Source organism: Paenibacillus glycanilyticus NBRC 16618, from assembly GCF_004000805.1.
GTDB classification, from domain to species: Bacteria; Bacillota; Bacilli; order Paenibacillales; family Paenibacillaceae; genus Pristimantibacillus; species Pristimantibacillus glycanilyticus.
The window spans coordinates 41861-60896 of record NZ_BILY01000028.1; the positions used below are offsets into that span (position 1 = coordinate 41861).

15 protein-coding genes are annotated in these 19036 nt (G+C 53.0%); 4 read left to right on the top strand and 11 right to left on the bottom strand.

What is annotated here, in order from left to right:
• Positions 1 to 5: 5 nt before the first annotated feature.
• From PGL01S_RS20665 to PGL01S_RS20675, 3 genes are all read right to left on the bottom strand, one after another.
• On the bottom strand, positions 6 to 1103 hold the full coding sequence (locus tag PGL01S_RS20665) for a sensor histidine kinase (protein WP_127496467.1): 1098 nt from the start codon (positions 1101 to 1103) through the stop codon (positions 6 to 8).
• Complete coding sequence (locus PGL01S_RS20670; RefSeq protein WP_127496502.1) at positions 1087 to 1797, bottom strand: response regulator transcription factor; 711 nt, start codon at positions 1795 to 1797, stop codon at positions 1087 to 1089. The genes PGL01S_RS20665 and PGL01S_RS20670 overlap by 17 nt, the downstream gene beginning before the upstream one ends.
• A 430-nt stretch (positions 1798 to 2227) precedes the next feature.
• Positions 2228 to 3403, bottom strand: a complete 1176-nt coding sequence (locus PGL01S_RS20675; RefSeq protein ID WP_127496468.1) for a YhgE/Pip domain-containing protein — start codon at positions 3401 to 3403, stop codon at positions 2228 to 2230.
• A gap of 176 nt (positions 3404 to 3579) precedes the next feature.
• Between PGL01S_RS20675 and PGL01S_RS20680 the strand changes: the two genes are divergently transcribed.
• Positions 3580 to 4197 carry a TetR/AcrR family transcriptional regulator gene (locus tag PGL01S_RS20680; protein ID WP_127496469.1) on the top strand — a complete coding sequence of 206 codons (618 nt, stop codon included), beginning with the start codon at positions 3580 to 3582 and terminating at the stop codon, positions 4195 to 4197.
• A 41-nt stretch (positions 4198 to 4238) separates the two neighbouring features.
• Here PGL01S_RS20680 and PGL01S_RS20685 read toward each other — a convergent pair whose 3' ends face one another.
• A complete protein-coding gene (locus PGL01S_RS20685; protein WP_244935678.1) occupies positions 4239 to 5588 on the bottom strand; it encodes a phosphotransferase in 1350 nt (449 codons plus the stop codon).
• Positions 5589 to 5928: 340 nt separating this feature from the next.
• Between PGL01S_RS20685 and PGL01S_RS20690 the strand changes: the two genes are divergently transcribed.
• Positions 5929 to 6993: an LLM class flavin-dependent oxidoreductase gene (locus PGL01S_RS20690; RefSeq protein WP_127496470.1), complete on the top strand. Its 1065-nt coding sequence runs from the start codon at positions 5929 to 5931 to the stop codon at positions 6991 to 6993.
• Between the two features lie 47 nt (positions 6994 to 7040).
• Here PGL01S_RS20690 and PGL01S_RS20695 read toward each other — a convergent pair whose 3' ends face one another.
• The 4 genes from PGL01S_RS20695 to PGL01S_RS20710 form a co-directional block, all read right to left on the bottom strand.
• Positions 7041 to 7583, bottom strand: a complete 543-nt coding sequence (locus PGL01S_RS20695; protein ID WP_127496471.1) for a TlpA family protein disulfide reductase — start codon at positions 7581 to 7583, stop codon at positions 7041 to 7043.
• 15 nt (positions 7584 to 7598) lie between these two features.
• Complete coding sequence (locus PGL01S_RS20700; protein ID WP_127496472.1) at positions 7599 to 8294, bottom strand: cytochrome c biogenesis CcdA family protein; 696 nt, start codon at positions 8292 to 8294, stop codon at positions 7599 to 7601.
• Between the two features lie 67 nt (positions 8295 to 8361).
• Positions 8362 to 11445, bottom strand: coding sequence for an S-layer homology domain-containing protein (locus tag PGL01S_RS20705; RefSeq protein WP_127496473.1), 3084 nt, complete (start codon positions 11443 to 11445; stop codon positions 8362 to 8364).
• A gap of 50 nt (positions 11446 to 11495) precedes the next feature.
• On the bottom strand, positions 11496 to 12260 hold the full coding sequence (locus PGL01S_RS20710; protein WP_127496474.1) for a hypothetical protein: 765 nt from the start codon (positions 12258 to 12260) through the stop codon (positions 11496 to 11498).
• Positions 12261 to 12691: 431 nt separating this feature from the next.
• Between PGL01S_RS20710 and PGL01S_RS20715 the strand changes: the two genes are divergently transcribed.
• Entirely contained in the window at positions 12692 to 14059 is a 1368-nt protein-coding gene (locus tag PGL01S_RS20715) for a dicarboxylate/amino acid:cation symporter (RefSeq protein ID WP_174806582.1), read from the top strand.
• Between the two features lie 58 nt (positions 14060 to 14117).
• Here PGL01S_RS20715 and PGL01S_RS20720 read toward each other — a convergent pair whose 3' ends face one another.
• Entirely contained in the window at positions 14118 to 14912 is a 795-nt protein-coding gene (locus PGL01S_RS20720) for an aminoglycoside phosphotransferase family protein (RefSeq protein WP_127496475.1), read from the bottom strand.
• A 20-nt stretch (positions 14913 to 14932) separates the two neighbouring features.
• Positions 14933 to 15577 (bottom strand): sterol desaturase family protein, encoded by a 645-nt coding sequence (locus PGL01S_RS20725; RefSeq protein WP_127496476.1) that lies wholly within the window; start codon positions 15575 to 15577, stop codon positions 14933 to 14935.
• Positions 15578 to 15722: 145 nt separating this feature from the next.
• On the opposite strand from PGL01S_RS20725, the gene PGL01S_RS20730 reads away from it, so the two are divergent.
• On the top strand, positions 15723 to 16931 hold the full coding sequence (locus tag PGL01S_RS20730) for an MFS transporter (RefSeq protein ID WP_127496477.1): 1209 nt from the start codon (positions 15723 to 15725) through the stop codon (positions 16929 to 16931).
• Positions 16932 to 16989: 58 nt separating this feature from the next.
• On the opposite strand, the gene PGL01S_RS20735 is transcribed toward PGL01S_RS20730, so the two are convergent.
• Positions 16990 to 18981, bottom strand: a complete 1992-nt coding sequence (locus PGL01S_RS20735) for an ATP-binding protein (protein ID WP_127496478.1) — start codon at positions 18979 to 18981, stop codon at positions 16990 to 16992.
• Positions 18982 to 19036 lie beyond the last annotated feature (55 nt).

The window sequence follows — 19036 nt, forward strand, 5'->3', positions numbered from 1 at the left end:
TTTTCTTAAATCGGCAGCTTAACCGTAAATACGGTACGGATCGTGCTGCTCTCGGCCGTTATGGTGCCTTGATGCTGCTCGACGATATTTTTGACGATAAACAGCCCTAGCCCCGTGCTTCCTTCGGGAGAACGGGCGCGGTCGCCGGTGTAAAACATGTCGAACAGATGCGGCAGATCCTCCGGCTTGATCGAATCGCCGTAATTGATAACCTCCAGAATGGCATGACCGTTCTCGGTTCTTCCCTTGATGTCGACATATTCGCCATCCTGACCGTAACGGGCGGCATTGGTCAACAAATTTTCGAATACCCGGGCCAGCAGCTCGCCGTCCGCCTCCATCACGAGATGGGGAGGAAGGTCCAGCCTTGCCGTCAGGCGGCTCTTCACAAACACCGGGTACAGCTCTTCGCTTAGCTGCATCAGAAGCTCGGACAAGTCAATCTGCTTCTTGTCCAGCGTCAGCATGCCGTAATTCATCCGGGTAACCTCGAACAGCTCGTCCACCAGCCGCTCCAGCCGCTGCGATTTGTTAAACGCGATAGCGGCAAAATGCCGGACCTGTTCCAGGGAGAGCTGCTCGTCGCGCAAAATAAAGTCCAGATAGCCAAGCACGGAGGTGAGAGGCGTTCGCAGATCATGCGCGAGATTAAGGACGAGCTGGTCCTTGCTGCTCTCGGCGAAATCTCCACGCTCCACCGCCTTTTGCAGCATCTCGCCCGCTAGGTTCAGGTCTCCCGCAATAACGCCAAACTCATCGTCGGAAGGAACCAGCACCCGCCCGGTGAAATCCCCGTTGGCAAGCCGGTGAATGCCGGTCGAGATTTCCTTGAAATAAGAGACGTATGGCTTGGTGAACAAATAAAAGAAGAAGAACGATAACGGCAGGAAGAAAATCAGGAAGAAATTCAAATCGCCAATATCGTTAAGCCAGCTGCGGGCCTGAACGATCGGATCGTCCGCGTAACGGATTCGCTGATTATAGTAAGATTTCAGCAGCCTGTAGATCAGGTAGGTCACCGCTCCCGAGATGAGCAGGCTCATGACGAACAGCTCGATCATGCGGGTACGGAAGCTTCGTAATTTTTTAGCCTTGGAAGGCATAGCCTACCCCCCAGACCGTCTTGATCCATTGCTGATGCTGCTTGTCCTCGCCAAGCTTCTTGCGCAATGTCCGGATATGAACCATTACCGTGTTGCCGCCACTCTCGTAATAAGCCTCGCCCCATACTTGCTGGAAAATATGCTCCGCGCTGAATACCTTCTTCGGATGGCTGGCCAGCAGGTGAAGGATATCGAACTCCTTCGGAGTCAGATCAATCCGGTCATTGTACAAGGTAACGGTGCGCTGCTCCTGGTCAATCGTGAGCCCTCCCGCCACTATCGCGGAAGACGCATGACTTGGTGCGGCTACCGGCTGATTCAACTGCCTGAAGCGTCGCAGCTGGGCGTTTACTCTGGCGAGCAGCTCCATCGGGTTAAACGGCTTGGTCATATAATCGTCGGCGCCCATAACGAGGCCGGATATTTTATCGAAATCGGAAGTCTTGGCGCTTAGGAAAATAATCGGCATCCGGTATTGCTGCTCCCGAATAACGCGAACGACTTCGTAGCCGTCCATATGCGGCATCATAATGTCGAGAATAACCAAGTCGATTGTATTCGTCTGCACGAGACGGACGGCTTCTCTCCCGTCAGCGGCCTTCAGCAGCTGGTAGCCCTCCTTGCCCAGGTGGAGCGCAATCAGCTCCGCGATATCAGGGTCATCCTCCGCAATCAAGATCGTTGTGCGCTGCATCCCCATTGCAAATCATTCCTTATCCAGTTTCTTGTTTATTCCAACTCTTATTGTAACCTCTTGGACGAGCCATTACACGAAGTAGTTGCACCTTGGGCTCCAAACCGCGAGGAGAGGGCTGTTTCCGCCTCGCGTCCCCGCGCTCATCCCGCTGTAAGACGGTTTTTCCATCTTATTCGGTCGTTTCCTCCCCGCGTCCCCACACACATCCCGTTGTAAGACGGTTTTTCCGTCTTATTCGGTCGTTTCCTCCCCGCTTCCCCAAGCACATCCCGCTGTAAGACGGTTTTTCCGTCTTATTCGGTCGTTTCCGCCTCGTGTCCCCGCGCTCATCCCACTGTAAGACGGTTTTTCCGTCTTACAGCGGGAGCGCGGCGGCACGGGCAAAATAAAAACGCCGTCCCCAAATGGGACGGCGTTTCACTTTCCATTATATAGAGGCGGCGTTTTGCGACGCTGCCGCTTTTCCTTTTTTCACGCCTGCGGCAAGCAGCAGAACCAGGCATCCGCCCGCAATGCTCCACAGGACTGCCGCGTTCGAGCTAACGGCATCCAGCCCGCCGAAGTACATGATTTCCCGAAGTCCGCCCGCTACGAAGCGAAGCGGTGTCCACGAGTACAGCAGGTTCTGCGTCGCATCCGACAGGAATTCGACCGGCATGTTCAGAATTGGCATCGAGAAGAACATAAGCAGGACGAGAATCGCCATCGCCGGGAAGCCAATCCAGTTGAGCAGCATCGATTGCAGCAGGTAGAACGCCGAACCGCTCAGCCATAAGAACAGCCATGTATCGGTTGCATGCGAAAGCTCCATTCCGTACCAAGCGTTAGCCATCCATACGATCAGGCCGGAAGCGGCGCCGATCAGCACCAGGCCAATGACCGGCTGCATCAGGTGAGCCGGCCATTGGCGGCCGGCCGCCTTTTTCGCATTATTGCTGGCGAGGAACAGGATCATTGCCGTCACCAGGCTGCCAATCCACATAATTTGCGTGAGCAGCCCAGGCGCGTTGCCGCTTGCGTTATTAGCGCCAACCGGATGAACGGCTTCTTCCCTCACTTGAATAGGTGCGAGCAGTGCCGCTGCCGTAGCAGCCGGGATCTGCTCGGAGCGCTGGGATAACTGCTCAAGCGCCGATTTTGACAACTCGAGGGATACCATCTTCATTACTTGACCGAGTCCTTGCTTCACAACCGTTGCCGCCTGCGCGTTCATGCCTTCATTACTTATGATTTGCACGGTTGCAGGAGCAGGCGCAGGACCCATCATTGAGGCTACTCCGGCACTCAAATCCTTCGGCAGCACAAGCGCGCCGTAATAATCGCGCGAGTCCAGCCCTTTGCGCGCTTCTTCTTCCGATCCGACAATCTTCCAGCTGATTGGCAGCTGTGTATTAGAGGTCAGCTGCTGCTTGATCATTTCGCCCACGGCCAGCTTATCTCCGGTTGGAAGATCAACAGGTTCATCCTGCACGACCAAAGCCACCGGCACATCATGCGGTTTCGAACCAAGCACGGAACCCATCATCGCAAGTCCAAACACCGTAAGCACAAGCGTAATGATCAGTACGCCAAGCCATAACATTTTTTGTTTAAAAATATTCATAAATCTCCATCTCCCATCTCTATATAAATGAACATTGTGTTGATTAATGATCACGTTGTTAATTATAATGAGAGACAAAGGAAACACAATAATCATTCCTCACCTTACTGTTTATTACTCACCACTTCGGGGGGCAGTGTTCATTATCGCCGCAAAAATCGCAGAGGGAGGCCCTCATGTCCGAGAAAATCGACCGGAGAAAAGCTAAAACAAAGCAGCAGATCCATGATTCGCTAATGGCTCTTATCGCCGAGAAAGGCGTGGAGCATGTAACGGTTACCGATATTACAAGCCATGCCAACCTGAACCGCGGAACCTTCTATCTGCATTACAAGGATGTGCCCGATGTCCTTCAGCAGCTCAAGGATCATGTGTTCAAGAGCATTGAGCAGTACGTGGTGAAGCTCGACTTCCGCACGGCAATGGAATACGCCGACCGCCGGGTGCCTTACCCGCTTGGGGTGCGGATTTTTCAGGAGTTTGCGAAGCATGCCGATTTCTTGAAAGTGATGTTTGGTCCTAAGGGGGATCTCTCCTACGCCATTCAATTCCGCAAGCTCATGGCCCGGCATATTTACCAGAAGATCGATATTCCCGAGGCCGCTAATCTTAAGATTCGCCGGGATTACGTGGTTGCTTATATGACCTCCGCGCATTTCGGCATGCTTATGCATTGGATAGAATGCGACCTGGATCAAACGCCGGAGCAGATGGCCTTCATTATGATGAACATCGTGAACTTTGGCCCGCTGGTTTCGTTTGGAATAAAAGAAATGCCTCCTGCCAAGTCGTAAAAAGAAGAAGAGCCTCCACACCCCGTGAAGGCTCTTCTTCTTTATCGTTCATACTCGGAATACCACTTCGGCACCAAACGCTCAAAGCCGTCATGGTCCTCCCATACTTTATTTACCCGGGTCAGCATATCGTCCAGCTCCTCCGGGCGTACGCGAAGAATCCAGACGATCGAGGACAGAATCGTCAACGCTATATAAAGCGAATATAAGGCCCAGAAGGAATCCTCAAGCCCCCCTTCCCCGTAATAGCCGTCGATCTGTCCAACCGCAAACGGAATGCTGGCCTCCACGCTGAAAAAACCCGCCTTCAGAAATTCATGCACGGGATCTCCCCAGTCAAACCGGTTCACATCAATGACGCCTGATAGCCGACCATCCTTCACGATGAGGTTGCCGGTATGAAAGTCGTCATGCTGAAGCTTGCTCGGGCGCCCCTTCAATAAGCCAAGATTCGCTTCAATAAAGGTAAACAGCTTCTCCTCGAAAGCAATCGTAACGCCGCTTTGCTCATAGCCCTCCCGGTACCGCCTGTATTTCGCAAGTACGCGGGTTTCCCAAGGCTCGATAGATGCCGGCGCCTCAATCCGATTGATTTTGCGCAGCTCAGCTCCCGCTTGCAGACCAATCTCATACTGCCGGCTTGCGCTTAAGGCCGGAAGCTCGTCTATCGCATCGCCGCCTTTAATGTAAGTCAGCAGCATGTAGCCAAGCCCCAACTCCTCCAGCTTCCCTATCGCAACCGGCAAAGAGCACATAACCTCTTGCTCCCGCAGCTGCTCAAGGACCCGGAATTCCTGCTGCTTCCTTGCTTCCTCTTCGAGCGCATAGGTTCTGAGCACATACACCGCCTGTCCAAGACGATCGCAAACGGTATACTTGCCGTCGCCGGAGTAGCCTTTCTGAATGGCCTCCAGCTTCATATCGTCTTGCAGCTCCGGTATGGCCGATAGCCATTCATTCATGTCTGGCCCTCCTTCCGGTAAAAAGCTTATAAAATCATCCGCATGAGCGCGGATATATAACGCAAGCCTGCGAAGACTGTCCGGCACCCCCGCCTTAAACCGTCTGTAGCAATCTTCAACCTTCAGGCGCAGCTTATTATCCAGCTCGAGATCTTTAAAAGTTACTTCGCTTAAGGCACGGCCTTGCTGCACCGCATGCAAATCAAGCAACAATCGAAGCTCTTCCAGACTGCCGTGCATCGTCTCCGCTCCGAAAAAACGGAGTGCCTTCCAGACGCCATCCGCGTATCCGGGCTGGCTGAGTACATGGGCGGACCAACAGTACAGCTCCATTGACGAATGCTTGGCATGGTCGTACCAGGCGCTGAACATAAACAAAGCTTTTTGCGGACGGTTAAGTCTGGCAAGCGCCTCGGACTTTACCGCCATGCTTTTACCTCGGATTTGATCAGCCACCGGCCGTATGCAAGCCCTCCTTAACTCGTCGTCCCCAAGCACATTGAACTGCTTCCTGCTCATCGCAACCAACAAAGAAACACCCCTTTTCCACACAAAAGATACGCAAGCAAATGGAAAATGTTGCACCCTGAGTTTAGCGGTTTTCCGCTCGTCCGCAACATGGTTCGGACGAACTTGGCAAACAATACAGATACCTGTTTTTGTACCGTTCTTCTCAGTTCCCATATCTTTTTCAAGAAAACCCGCTTACTATAATTGAGAAACTGTTAAAAAATTAGTACACTAGAAGAAATAAAGGAGGCGGACTTATATGACCGAATCGGCAAACCATTTTGAACTTGGCATTAGTACCTTTCTGGAAGCAAAACCACATCCGGGCATGGGCGGGGCTTACAGCCACGCGGAACGGATCCGCAATAGCGTGGAAGAAATGATTCTGGCCGACCAGGTTGGCCTTGATGTATACGGAATCGGGGAGCATCACCGGCAGGATTACGCGGCAAGCGCTCCGCATGTCATTCTTGCGGCTGCGGCCGCGCAGACGAAGCATCTCCGTCTGACCAGCGCCGTTACCGTATTGTCGTCCGACGACCCGGTGCGCGTGTACCAAGGCTTCTCCACCGTTGACGCGATCTCGAACGGCCGTGCCGAAATTATGGCGGGCAGAGGCTCGTTTATCGAGTCGTTCCCGCTCTTTGGCTACAGCCTCGAGGATTATGACGAGCTGTTCGACGAGAAGCTGGAGCTGCTGCTCCAAATTACGAAGGAAGAGAAAGTCAGCTGGCAGGGCAACCACCGCGCCGCAATCGATAACCTAGCCGTCTACCCGCGTGCGGTGCAGGACCCGCTTCCGGTCTGGATCGCAACAGGCGGCAACCCGCAGTCGGCAATTCGCGCGGGCGTGCTTGGCCTTCCTGTCTGCTTCGCGATCATTGGCGGCATGCCGGAGCGATTCGCTCCGCTTGTTGAGCTTTACAAGGAAGCTTATACCCGTGCCGGCCATGATCCTAAAAAAATGCAAATCGGCACGCACTCGCATGGCTTCGTCAGCGACACGGATACAAGAGCAACCGAGCTCTTCTACCCTGCCCAGCAGGCGATGATGAACGTCATCGGCCGCGAACGCGGCTGGCCGCCATATACCTTCGAAGCTTACGATGCGGCTCGCAGCATGCGCGGAGCGCTTTATGTCGGCGAGGCGGAATATGTAGCGGAGAAAATTATTTTGCTGCATAAGAACCTGGGCTTAACCCGCTTCTTCCTGCATGTCGACACCAGCTCCATTCCGCATAAGGATATGATGCGCGCCATTGAGCTGCTTGGCACCAAAGTAGCGCCGATTGTCCGCAAGGAGATCGCTGCTTCGGCAAAATAATGGATTAGGCATAAAAAAGTGCGGGCCTGCGAAGGCTCGCACTTTTTCTATGGGAAAAGCGGATCAATCGCCGCCCGCATTTCCTCTTCCGTCATATGGCCAACCCTTCTGAAAACCACGTCGCCCGATTCGTTCACGAGAATAGAGACGGGAATCGATTTGATGCCATAGGCATACGTAACGCTTTTATCCGAATCCAGCACCACCGGGAAATGATATTGCTTCTCCGCGATATATTTGGCCACTTTCCCCTGTTCCTCCCCGACGTCAACGGATAGGACAACAAGTCCTTTATCCTTATAATCCTGATACACCTTCTCCAGCGCAGGCATCTCCTTGTCGCACCATTTGCACCAGGTCGCCCAGAAGTTGATGTAGACGGGCTTTCCTTTCAGACCCGACAGCGTTACTTCCTTGCCGTCCAGATCCTTCAGCGTAAAGTCATCCGCCGGTTCTTTGGCTGCTTCCGTCTTCGTTTCCGCTGCCAGGGCAGCAGCATCCGTCTTGATCCCGTAGTTTTGTGTCACGTAAAGCGAGAGCAGCACGAACGCAGCAACGGCTCCGATCAGAATCCAGGTAGATTTTCTCACGGCTTGCCCACCTCCCTATAGTTGAATAAGCCCGGCATACTTGCTGAATACCTCCAGCTGATTCGTAAACACAAGAACGCCCATCAGCATCATAACGGCTCCGCTAACAAGCGAGATTTTCGGGAGATGCTTCGTCACTTTTCGAAGGTACGCGGATAGGTTATCGATCAGCACGGCAGAGAGCAGGAACGGAACCGCGAGCCCCAGCGCGTACATCGAGAGCAGGAGTACTCCCTTCCCAAGGGTCGCCATGCTTCCGGCGTAGATCAGAATGGAAGACAGAATCGGCCCGATGCAAGGCGTCCAGCCGACGGCGAAGGCCATGCCCAATACGAGAGCTCCCGCTTTTTTCCCCGGTGATCCGCTTGGCAGAAACCGTTTCTCGGAATAGAGCAGCTTGATTCGCAGCAGCCCCGTCATATGCAAGCCAAAAACAACGATTAGAGCTCCGCCGATCTGCTGCACAAGCCGCATATGCTCGGATAGCAGCCGGCTGACGGAGCTGACCGATATCCCGAGCAGGACAAACAGAATGGAGAAACCAAGAATAAACAGCGCCGTCTGCGAGATAACCGTAAGCTTATTGGGGCTGTTCTTCAGATCGGTGGCCGAGGTGCCCGCGATATAGCTGAGATAGACCGGAATAAGAGGGAGAACGCAAGGCGATAAAAAGGACAGCAGTCCCGCCGAAAAAGCCAATAAAATATCCATTATTTTTCACCGCCACGTGGAAAAAGGGGCGGCCAAGTCGGCCGCCCACCTCTTCTTCGAGTTTCTATTATTGGGACAACAGGTTATACAGCACTTGCGCCGCTTCCGCTCTTGTCGATACGCCTTCCGGATTCAGCTTATTGCCGCTTCCTTTAATAACGCCAGTCTCGACAAGCGTTGTAAAGGCCGTTTGCGCATAACCGGCAATATCGGCAGCATCCGCATAGGAGGCTACGGTTGCGCCTGTTTTGGCCGTTGGCAGCTCGCCTAATTGCTCAAGCGAACGGTACAGCAGCGTGAACAGCTCTTGGCGCGTAATTTTGTTATTCGGATTAAACTTGTTATCGCCCGAGCCTGTTGCGATGCCAAGACGCTTCGCAGCCGCCAGGTAATTCGTGTAGTACGTATTTCCTGCGTCGGCAAAGTTCGCCGCGCCTGCCGCTTCCGGCTCGATTCCGTATGCCTTCAGCAGGAAGACGATGAATTGTCCTCTTGTCAGCTCCGCATTTGGACTGAAGTGATCGGCATCGGTACCGCCGGTAATCTCGCGGGCAGCCAGGAAGCTGACCGCATGATGGAACCAAGCTGTTGCCGGCACATCCGCGAAGCCTACTTTATTGAAGCCGATAATGTATTGCGAGAAGTGAGTGGTTGCGAAATCTACGGTTCCCGTTGCTGCATTATAATGACCGCGAATCGTTTGCAGCTCGCCGGAATCCGCAAGGTAGTACACCACGATAGATTCGGCATTCTCGCCGGCTTTCAGCGTGTACGGGAGACTTACCTGCACCTTGCCGCCGCCGAAGCTCGAGATTTGCTTATCGCCTGCAAAGAGGGACAAATCGTACACCGGACGGTCGCCCAATACGGCCTTGCCCTCTTCCGTCAGTTCGAATTGAGACACAATGAAGCTAATATCGCCCGACAATGCGTTAGCGCTAATGCTTTTTACCGCTTTCGAATCAAACGTTACGCTACCAATCGCCAGATCCGCCTGCACCACTGCTTTGGTGCTTGATGCTATCGAATTGAAGGAGTCTCTTGGAATCGTCAGCTGCGTGGAAGTCGTATCCGCGGTTCCAGCCACCTGGAAGCCGATAACCGCCTCTTTGCCCGCTGCTTCCGCTTTGGATGCTTTCGTAATCAGGCTTGCTACATCGCTTGCCGACACTGCCGCGACCGTCTCACCTGTTGCCGGATCAGTAGTACCCGTAACCTTAACCGTGTTCACCGCATCGACAGGCACTGGTGTTGGTGTTGGCACCGGTGTTGATGGTGTCGATGGTGTTGGTGTTGGCGTTGGCGTTGGTGTTGGCGTTGGTGTTGGTGTTGGATCAGTGCCAACATAAGCCGGAACAACCACGTCTACCGCCTGACCAGCCGCATAAGGAACTGCTGTTGGTCCGGTTTGAGAATTTGTTGGACCGTTATAACCGTTCTTCGCCGCGTATCTGACGGAGTACGTACCAGCGGCAAGACCTGTGATGGCATTGCCGGATACGGCTGTATACGCCGAGTCCGCCGCGCTTTTCAGCTTGTATTCCAACGCTTTGTTTGTTGTGCCCGTGATTTGACCGTTATTGTTTGCGCTTGAAGTTGGCGCTACGCCAGTCAGACCGGTTGGCGTTGCTTCCAGGCGCGTGAGTAATTTATTCAGCGCGTTCGTGTAATTCGTATGATTGCGGATCGTGCCGTCAGCTACGGCATAATCCGGCTGAATGTTTTTCCAGGTGTACATCAATTCCACGTGGCCAAGGATTGGCGCTTTGCTGCCGTCGGCGTTCACGTTGTCCTTGTTGTAGGCAAACAGGTAAGGAACCTGCAGCTTGTTTGCAACAACATTTGTGCCGTTATCTTTCGTATAGTTTACGTTATTCGTAGTAGGTAGATATTGGGTCTTAATATTAGGCAGATACGTATTCACCAAATCCACATACAGCTTTGCCAACGGATGGTTCGTATCGCGCACCTGCAGGAAGCTGCTGTTATGCGGATCCGCGCTTGGATCAAGCACCGAGATGCCCGCATCCAGCTTCGTGTCCCAGAAGTAGACTTTGTCGACGTTGTACTTCTTCGCGTACTCATTAATGAAGCGGATTGCCGCCTGCGTATTCGGGCACCACGAGCCGCCGAACAGAATGACATAGTTGCCTTTGCTTTGCAGCAAATGAGTCAGCTCATTGTAAGTGACATGCTCGTAGACAAGCTCGCCGTCATCGCCAACGACTTGACCGTTTTCCTCGTGCGTCGGGAAGATGTCGCGTCCTACCGTTTGGTCCTCGTGCTTGTTAAACGCCGGAGCGATAAAATCCCAATTGGTGAGGCTGTCGTAATCGGCAGCAGGCACTTTATTAAATACATTCAGAACCTGTTCCTTATAGCTGTCGACCTTCGCCGTATCCAGCGTATCGCCGTCGTTAGGATCGGCTGTCAGGAAATCGTTCCAAGTATAATTCGCGGAAGAACCGTGCTTCTCGAGCGAAGCGATGATCGGCGCGGCGTTGCCTTCGCCGTCCTTGTGATCCTTGTCATAGATGAACAGGAACGGAGACTCGATTTTTTTCGCCTCGCCGCTCGCAATGACCGTAGACGGCGCCGTTACCGTATCACCGCTTTCCTTTTGCGGGGACTTCTTGCTGTAAGTGATCGTGGCATCGGTATTGGCGCTGAGGTTCGTCAAATACTTGTCCACCAGTTCTACATACAGCTCGTTGAAATCATAGAAGTTCGTTGTGTTTGTCGTTCCGGAGGTTACCACCTTGGTATACGGAGCAGCCTGCTGCTCGGCAATATCAACCGATTCGCCATCCAGCTTCGTATCGAAGTTGTAAATGGTGTCTACACCGTATTGCTTCGCAACCTGGTTGATGAAGCCGATATCCGCCTGCGTCTCATCGCTCCAGGCTCCGCCGAACAAGACGGCATATGTACCTTTGCTATCGAGCAGCGTAACCAGATCCTCGTAAGTAACCGTCTTGAGAATATGGTTCGCGTCGTTCAAATGCGGGTAAACATCACTGAAATAATCATAATGGCTGACAGCGCTATTAAAGTTGCTTACTTCCGCGGCGCGTGCCGTGCCGGCCTGGAAGACCGGCAGCACTAACGCGGAGGCGAGTAGAACGGATAGTGTACGATTAAAAGTTTTCATGTGTATATACTCCTCTCCCTATTTAACCCATTCGTCTTGCAAAAAGCCGATTAGCAGCTTTCTTCGCCGTCTACCGCGCAATCCTCATCCGAAGACGAAGGAGCCGGAGAAGGGGACGTGGAGGATCCGCCAGAGGAGCTTGTCGAGCCGGAAGAAGATGAACTGTTTGCCGGAGCTTTAACAGCAGGCGTCTTAGGCTGGGACTCTTCTTGCTTGACAAACGTTACTTTTTTGCCCGAATCATCCGATTGGCTTGCGGCAGGCGCCGAAGCTTCCGGTTTGCTTGCTGCCGGCGTGGATTGGGCCGGTTTGGCGGCTGGAGCCGGCGTTGCTGCGGGAGCAGCTGAAGTGCTGGACGGCTTAGTGGATGCCGCTGGCTCGGCAGCTTTAGCTGCGGCTGGTTTCGAAGCTGCAGGTGTAGATGTCGGAGCCGGAGTAGAAGCGTTTTGAACGGCTTCCGTGGTGCTTGCTTTGGCTGTTTGCGCTACTGCTTTCGTCTCTTCCGCAGGTGCGGCAGCCGTCTGTGCCGATTGAACCTCGGCAGCTTGAACGGCCGGCTCTTGAGCTTGCGTCTCGGCCGCTGCGGTTGTTACTTCCGGTGTCGCCTGTGGTTCAGCTACTACAGCCGTATTGGCAGCGTCTGCTTGCGGCTGCTGTGCAACAGCCGGTGCTGCAGGCTCTTGAGCCTCCGCTGCAGCCGGCTCCGTGCCGGAGGTGTCCTTGTTCGCGTAAACGGCAGCATATGTCAGCGATGAGAAGACTACGGCTGCGGCTACGAAAGTAACTGTCAATTTGGAGCTAAACCATTTTTTCATGATGAAACTCATCCTTTCCCCTTTGGTTATAGACGGCTCATTCAGTAATCAGGCATAAAAAAAGATCCAATGCCCGCATCTAGTGATGCTTGAGCATTGAATCTCTGGAGGTCCAGTCGACTAATTTCTTATCCAAATTACGTTATGATATTCCGATTTCTAACCCTATCTTAGGATGTAAAAGATTGGATGTCAACTATTTTTTAATAATTTCCCATAGAAATAGTCGGATTTATTTAATTCTAAGAGCTTATAAGTTTTTTCTTAATAAACATGACTTAGAATTCTCCGGATTGAAACGCGCTCCGCCAAGGACGGCGATAGCCGTTTCACCTTGTTCTAATAAAAACGATTGACAATTGCCTCTAACGTTTGTAAATTATTGAATTGTAATTCCTATCAAACAACTTGGATTAGGGGGTAATGGTAAGATGGATAAAATAGATAACAACCTGTTGCTGGCTATCGAGACGAACTGGTACAGCTTTGTTACCGCAATCTTCGTCTTTGCTTTTCTGTATTTCCTGGCACGCAAGCGTGTCGGCTTCGGCACGCGGGTGCTAGTCGGATTAGGGCTGGGGCTGGTCGTCGGGATCCTGTTCCAGAGCCTTGATTCCCTGGAGATCAAAGGGATCACCACCTTCGGCAGCATTTATATCAGCTTGATCCGCATGCTCGTTATTCCGCTTGTTTTCGTTCTTGTATTAAATAGTATCGCTTCGCTCACAAGCCTGGACTACCTGCGCAAAATCGGCTTCAAGACGTTCGCCTGGTTCCTTGGCACAACCGGCATCGCATCCGTTATCGGCTTACTGACCGCTCTGGTATTTAACCCGGGCAAAGGCATCCAGCAGCCTGCCGCAAGCGATGCGGCAACGCGCGAGATTCCGACTTTCTCCGATGTTATTCTCAGCCTTGTCCCTTCCAACCCCGTTAGCGAAGCGGCGGACGGCAAGGTTGTTCCGATCCTGATTTTCGCGATTTTCCTGGCCGTAGCCATCATTAAGGTTGGTTCGAAAAACGAAGAGGCCGTCAAGCCAGTCCGCGATCTTATCAAATCGGCTACCCAGGTCCTGCATCAGGTCGTTAAATTCGTTATCCGCCTTACGCCATACGGCGTATTCGCCCTGATTGCCGGCGTTGCGGCCAAATACGGCTGGGATACCCTGCAGGAGCTGGGCAGCGTTATCGTCACCTCGTATGTCGCCCTTATCATTCATTTTGTGCTTGTGTTTGGCGGTCTGGTGCTCTTCGTCGCGAAGGTTAACCCTCTCAAGTTCTTCAAGAAGGTCTACCCGACGGTTGCCGTAGCCTTCACGACCCGAAGCAGCTATGCTACGCTGCCCATTAACCTAGAGGTCATTACGAAGCGTCTCCATGTCTCGCCGAAAATCGCGAGCTTTGTTGCACCGCTTGGCGCATCCGTTAACTTCAACGGCTGCGGCGGCGTATGGCCTGCGATTGTTGTCGTCTTTACTTCGCAGGCATTTGGCATTGAGCTTGGCCTGACCGACTACATCGTGCTTGTATTCGTAAGCATCATCTCTTCCATTGGCGTTGCGGGCGTTCCCGGACCGGCTGTTATTTCGACAACGGTTGTTCTTACCGCGCTTGGCCTTCCGCTCGAGGCGCTTGCGATTGTTGCCGGCGTTGAAGCTTTAATCGACATGGCCCGCACGGCCGTTAACGCAACGGGTACATCGGTTACCGCTCTGCTCGTAGCCAATTCCGAAGGCGAATTCGACCGCGACGCATTCAATAACGACGACGATGAAGAAATCGCGTTAAACGCTGTGTAAGCAGAGAACAAAAGCGAAAAGCCGCCTTTTCCCGCATAATACGGGAAAGGCGGCTTTTTCATTTGCAGGCTTCCAGCTGCCGGTCAATATAGGCCAGCAGCCATTCCCGCTCGCCGGGAATTTGCTCGCGCAGTCTTGCCGCGGCTACCGGTAAACGCCAGCGGTCAATTGCGGCCCTATCCGCTCCCGTCAGCCTGCAATATTCGGACAAATACGCCTCGTTCAGCCGCTGTCCCGTTTCCGGAGGGATAGACAGCGGAGGCATGGAAACAAACGGCGACAAGAACATCATGGAGGTTCTCGCCGCGTCGCATAGCGGATCGCCCGAATTGGCATCGATCCAGTCGATCACGGTCAGCCGCCCTCCCGCCTGGAGCACGTTATCCGGATGAAAGTCGCCGTGACAGACGGATTCGCCTTCCGGCAGACGCTCCAGCTCCGTCAGCACCGGCTCCACCCGATCGTCCAGAAAAGCTGCGGACTGCCTCACAAACATAGCCATCCGATCCTTCTGCCTAGGCAGCCGGGATGCCCTGCAGCGGTGAATATCCGCATGCAGTTGGGCCAGGAGAGTACTGTAATGTTCCGCCTTATCCATATCGTGCAGCATCAGGGCCAAAAGGGATGGCCCAGCGATCTTCTCGTAGACCAGCCCGCTTCTCCCATCCACCTCGACCTGTCCAAAAACCTCAGGCGCAGGTACGCCTGCCTTATAAACGGCCTTGCCGATCTCCGTCTCGTAATGAAGCCAGTCCTTCGGGATGTTCCCGTAATAAAGCTTCACGACCTGCCCTTCGCCCCATTCGTAGACCTCGGCGGTCATGCCTTTCCCGATCAATTGCCCTGCAGTCATCCTTGTCCTCCTTCTTGCGGTCAGGACGACATCGTCCGGCCGCGGTTTTCCAGGTTTTTTGCGGTGGCGCTTGTGGGTACGTCCTTCTCTTCTTTAAGCGTTCCGAAGAGAGCATCCACAAGCGGCGTCGATACGCCATACCAATAATTCTCGTTCTTGAAATGATGGAGCAGATGCATCCGCTTATTCCACTTCCAGAATCTCGTCTTGGGCTGGATCGGCCGGTGCGCGACATAATGCTTCCATTCATAGACGAGCAGCATCGCCACAAGTCCCGCCGCAAAGGCAAGAGTGAAGTCCATTGAGCCCGCGATGAGATAGAACAGGAGCGCAAATACGCCCAGGTTGGGCAGGCTGTACCATACCGGCAGGAACAACAACTTCAAATCATGCGGATCCGCGTGATGATCGTAATGCAGACGCTTCAGAAATTTGAGGAATAACGGGTTGTGGGGGGCCTTCAGATGAAAGAAGAACCGGTGGGTCAAATATTCGCTGAACATAAATCCGATAAGGCCAAGGATAAAGAAAACCAGACTGTGCCAGTTCAGGGCCGCAAACGCGGCCCAAGTCAACAAACCGATCAGCACCGCTGTCATCATCATAATATCCGCATGCAAAAAATAGTCGCGGTAAAGCCCCTTTTTGCTCACTTTTAACCCCATCCTCTACCCTCTTATGATGTAAGCCCTTACTTCTTATCTTACCAGTAATTTTACAAAAAATGTTCTTGCTTATATGCCCGCGAAGCGAAATAATAGGGTTTATTATTCAACAAGATGTGCTCATCAGAAAGGTTGGCTTTACCTTATGGAAGTCTCGCAGCAATTAAACAATAAGCAAGTCTTGAGAGGGCAAGCCGGGAAAGAGCCGTTCCCGATCTCCGTCTTGTCCCTGACCGTTGGCGCCTTTGCAATCGGCATGACCGAGTTTGTCATTATGGGCATTCTGCCGAATGTCGCCAGCGACCTGAATGTAAGCATCTCGGCAGCCGGCCAGCTGATTACGATGTATGCCCTTGGCGTAGCTGTCGGCGCTCCGATTATGACGATTCTGACGAGCCGGATTCCGCAGAAAAAGCTGCTCTGCATTCTTATGCTGCTCTTTATTCTCGGCAATGGCCTGTCGGTTGTGGCACCCAATTACGCGGTTCTCATGATCGCCCGGATGATTACGGCCTTGACGCATGGCACTTTCTTCGGCGTTGGCGCGGTTATCGCCTCCAAGCTCGTAAGAGCGGATAAGCAGGCGGGAGCCGTCTCGATAATGATGGCAGGCCTCACGATCGCCAACATTATCGGCGTCCCGATCGGTACGTACATCGGTCAGAACTGGGGCTGGCGCGCTTCCTTTGGCGCTATTGCCGTCATGGGGATCCTCGCACTAATAGGCATCATCATCTTTATTCCCAAGCTTAAGCTAAGCAAGCAGGTCAGCGTTCTTAAGCAGCTATCGGCGATTGCCAGACCCAAGCTGCTTGTCTATCTGCTGATCGCGGCACTCGGCAACGCCGGACTGTTTGCGGTATTTACGTATATCACGCCGCTCCTCACGGATATTACCGGCTTTGCGGAGCATAACGTAACCTGGATTCTGATTCTGTTCGGAATCGGCGTAACGGTCGGTAACATCGTTGGCGGCAAGCTGGCCGACTGGAAGCTCATGCCTTCCATTCTTGGCCTTTATCTCACGATAGCGGTTGTGCTGACGATCTTCACCTTTACCGTTCATAACGAGATTGCATCCGTCATTACGATTTTCCTATGGGGGGCGGCCTCCTTTGCCGTATTCCCGGGGCTTCAAGTACGGATTATGAGCCTGGCGCAGTCCGCGCCGGCGCTAGCTTCGACGTCCAGCCATTCGGCAGGCAACCTCGGCAATGCCTCCGGCGCCTTTATCGGCGGCTGGGTCATTACCCATCTTTCCTTAGGCGCTCTGCCATGGGTAGGAGCCATCCTGGTCGGCCTTGCGCTGGTGCTTGGTCTGCTCAGCTACCGTACAGACGCCAAGAACCCATAAAAGCAAGAACTACAACCCTCTGGACTGCAGCAGTCCAGGGGGTTGTTTCATTTTTAGGCTAAGCCGGCAGCCGGATGGTAGCCGTCGTTCCGATATTCGGCTCGCTGGTAATCGATAGAGTGCCGCCATGGGATTGAATGATTTTGAAGCATACGGTAAGTCCAAGTCCGGTTCCCGTATCCTTGGTTGTATAGAACGGCTCGCCCAGCCGGTCAATGACATGCTGGGGAATGCCTACTCCCTGGTCGATAATATCAATGACCAAAAAGCCTTTATGGTCCTTCTTCATATGCACGTGAAGCTCGCCTCCGCCAGGCATGGCTTCAATCGCGTTTTTCATCAGATTAACGAGCACCTGCTTGATCTGATTGGCATCGCATTGGACAATCGGCAGATCCGGACTTTTCTCCGCGGATATGCTGACATTCGTGATAATCGCTTGCGACTGCATAATCGGAATGATATCGTCCAGCAGCGAGCTCATGTCGCAGCTGCTGATCTGCTGCCACTGATGCGGCTTAGACAGCAGCATAAACTCCCCTACGATATAGTTAATCCGCTCGAGCTCGGTCAGCATCATATCGAAATAATGGCGGTTCTGGTCCGTTGTTCTCCGGTGGAGCAGTTGAGTGAACCCTTTCAGCGCGGTTAAAGGATTACGAATTTCGTGGGCAACCCCCGCCGCCAGCTGGCCGATAACGGACAGCTTCTCCGACCGGATCAAATGCTGCTCCGACAGCTTGCTCTCCGTCACATCCAGCAAAAGTCCGGATATGGCCGGCTTTCCTTTGAAAAAGGCGGGAGCCGCCTGCATCTCGAGGAACAGTTCCGTTTGATTGGATTTCCGCGCGGCAAGAGCAAGCCGGGAGGATTGATTCAACCGGCAGATCATGCTGAATTCCTGCTTCAACCGGTCGCGGTCCGCCTCCAGTAGGAAGCTTGCCAGCGGCTGGCCAAGCATTTGCCCCGGCTCGCAGCCGAACATGCTCTCCCCTTGCGGATTCATATAGACCAACCGGCCATTTTGCTCAATAAACACGCCAAGCAGCGAGCTTTCCACAAAATTATCGTAATTGACCCTCGACTGCATGAGAGCGGCCCCTGCCGATTCCAGCTCGTAAATACCCACCGACAGCCGAATGGCAAGCAGCACAACGGCTACAATTGCTCCTACGCTAATCATCGAGAAGTCGCCAAGCCTGCAGATGACGGCGATAAGAGCGGCGCAGACAAAGATAATTAGCGCGTAACGCCTCATAAAGGTCTGCCTGGACTCGTTGCCCGGCCGGAGAGAAGCACCAAGCGGATCCTTGTCCGGCAGTGCGGCAAAGCCGATAAACATCATGCCGATAAACCAGCAGAAGTCCGCAATCCAGGACCATTGCTCGCCTGCGGCGGCATAGGACAATAAATAGACAAATGCCGTGTTGCCTAATAATTTGATTAAAAAGCCGCTCAGCAGAAACCTATTGGCCCTGTTGGAAATAATCTTTTTGCCGTACCAGCTGAAGAACAGCAGAAGAAATACAATGACCGCATTAAAGGATGAGTTAAACATGTGGTATCCCACAACATCCCGGTTAACGTGATGATGGGACAGGATCGGTTCAATCAGAAGGTTCCAATAGAGCGTGGAAGCCATCGTGCCGTACAATAAAATATCGAGTATGAATCGAAACGCAAGGTTGGAGCGGCGCTGCTGGTACTGCATATAGAGAGCAATAAGATAGAATAAATATTGAAGTCTCCATAGCAGCTCCGGAATGCCCAGATAATCCGGCTCGGCGCCTCTAATAAGCGTAACAATAGACCAGATGAGCTGGGCAACAAAATAAACCAGCAGGCCCAAGCCGTAAAACAGCCAGTATTTCGCCTCTTTGCTGGAGGCTCTAAGCAGAAGGACTGCCGCGTAAAGAGCGGCCAACGTTTGAAGAATATGGCTAACGGCCGCCCCGGTAAAGGAATCTCTCCGCAGAAACAGAAGCCAGCCCGCGCATAACACCAATAGAATGATTCCGAAGTAAACCGCAAAGCTCCTGCCGCGAAACAATCATGAACCTCCCTTCGCATACTTACAACATTTACTAGTTTCTATATTTCCTATA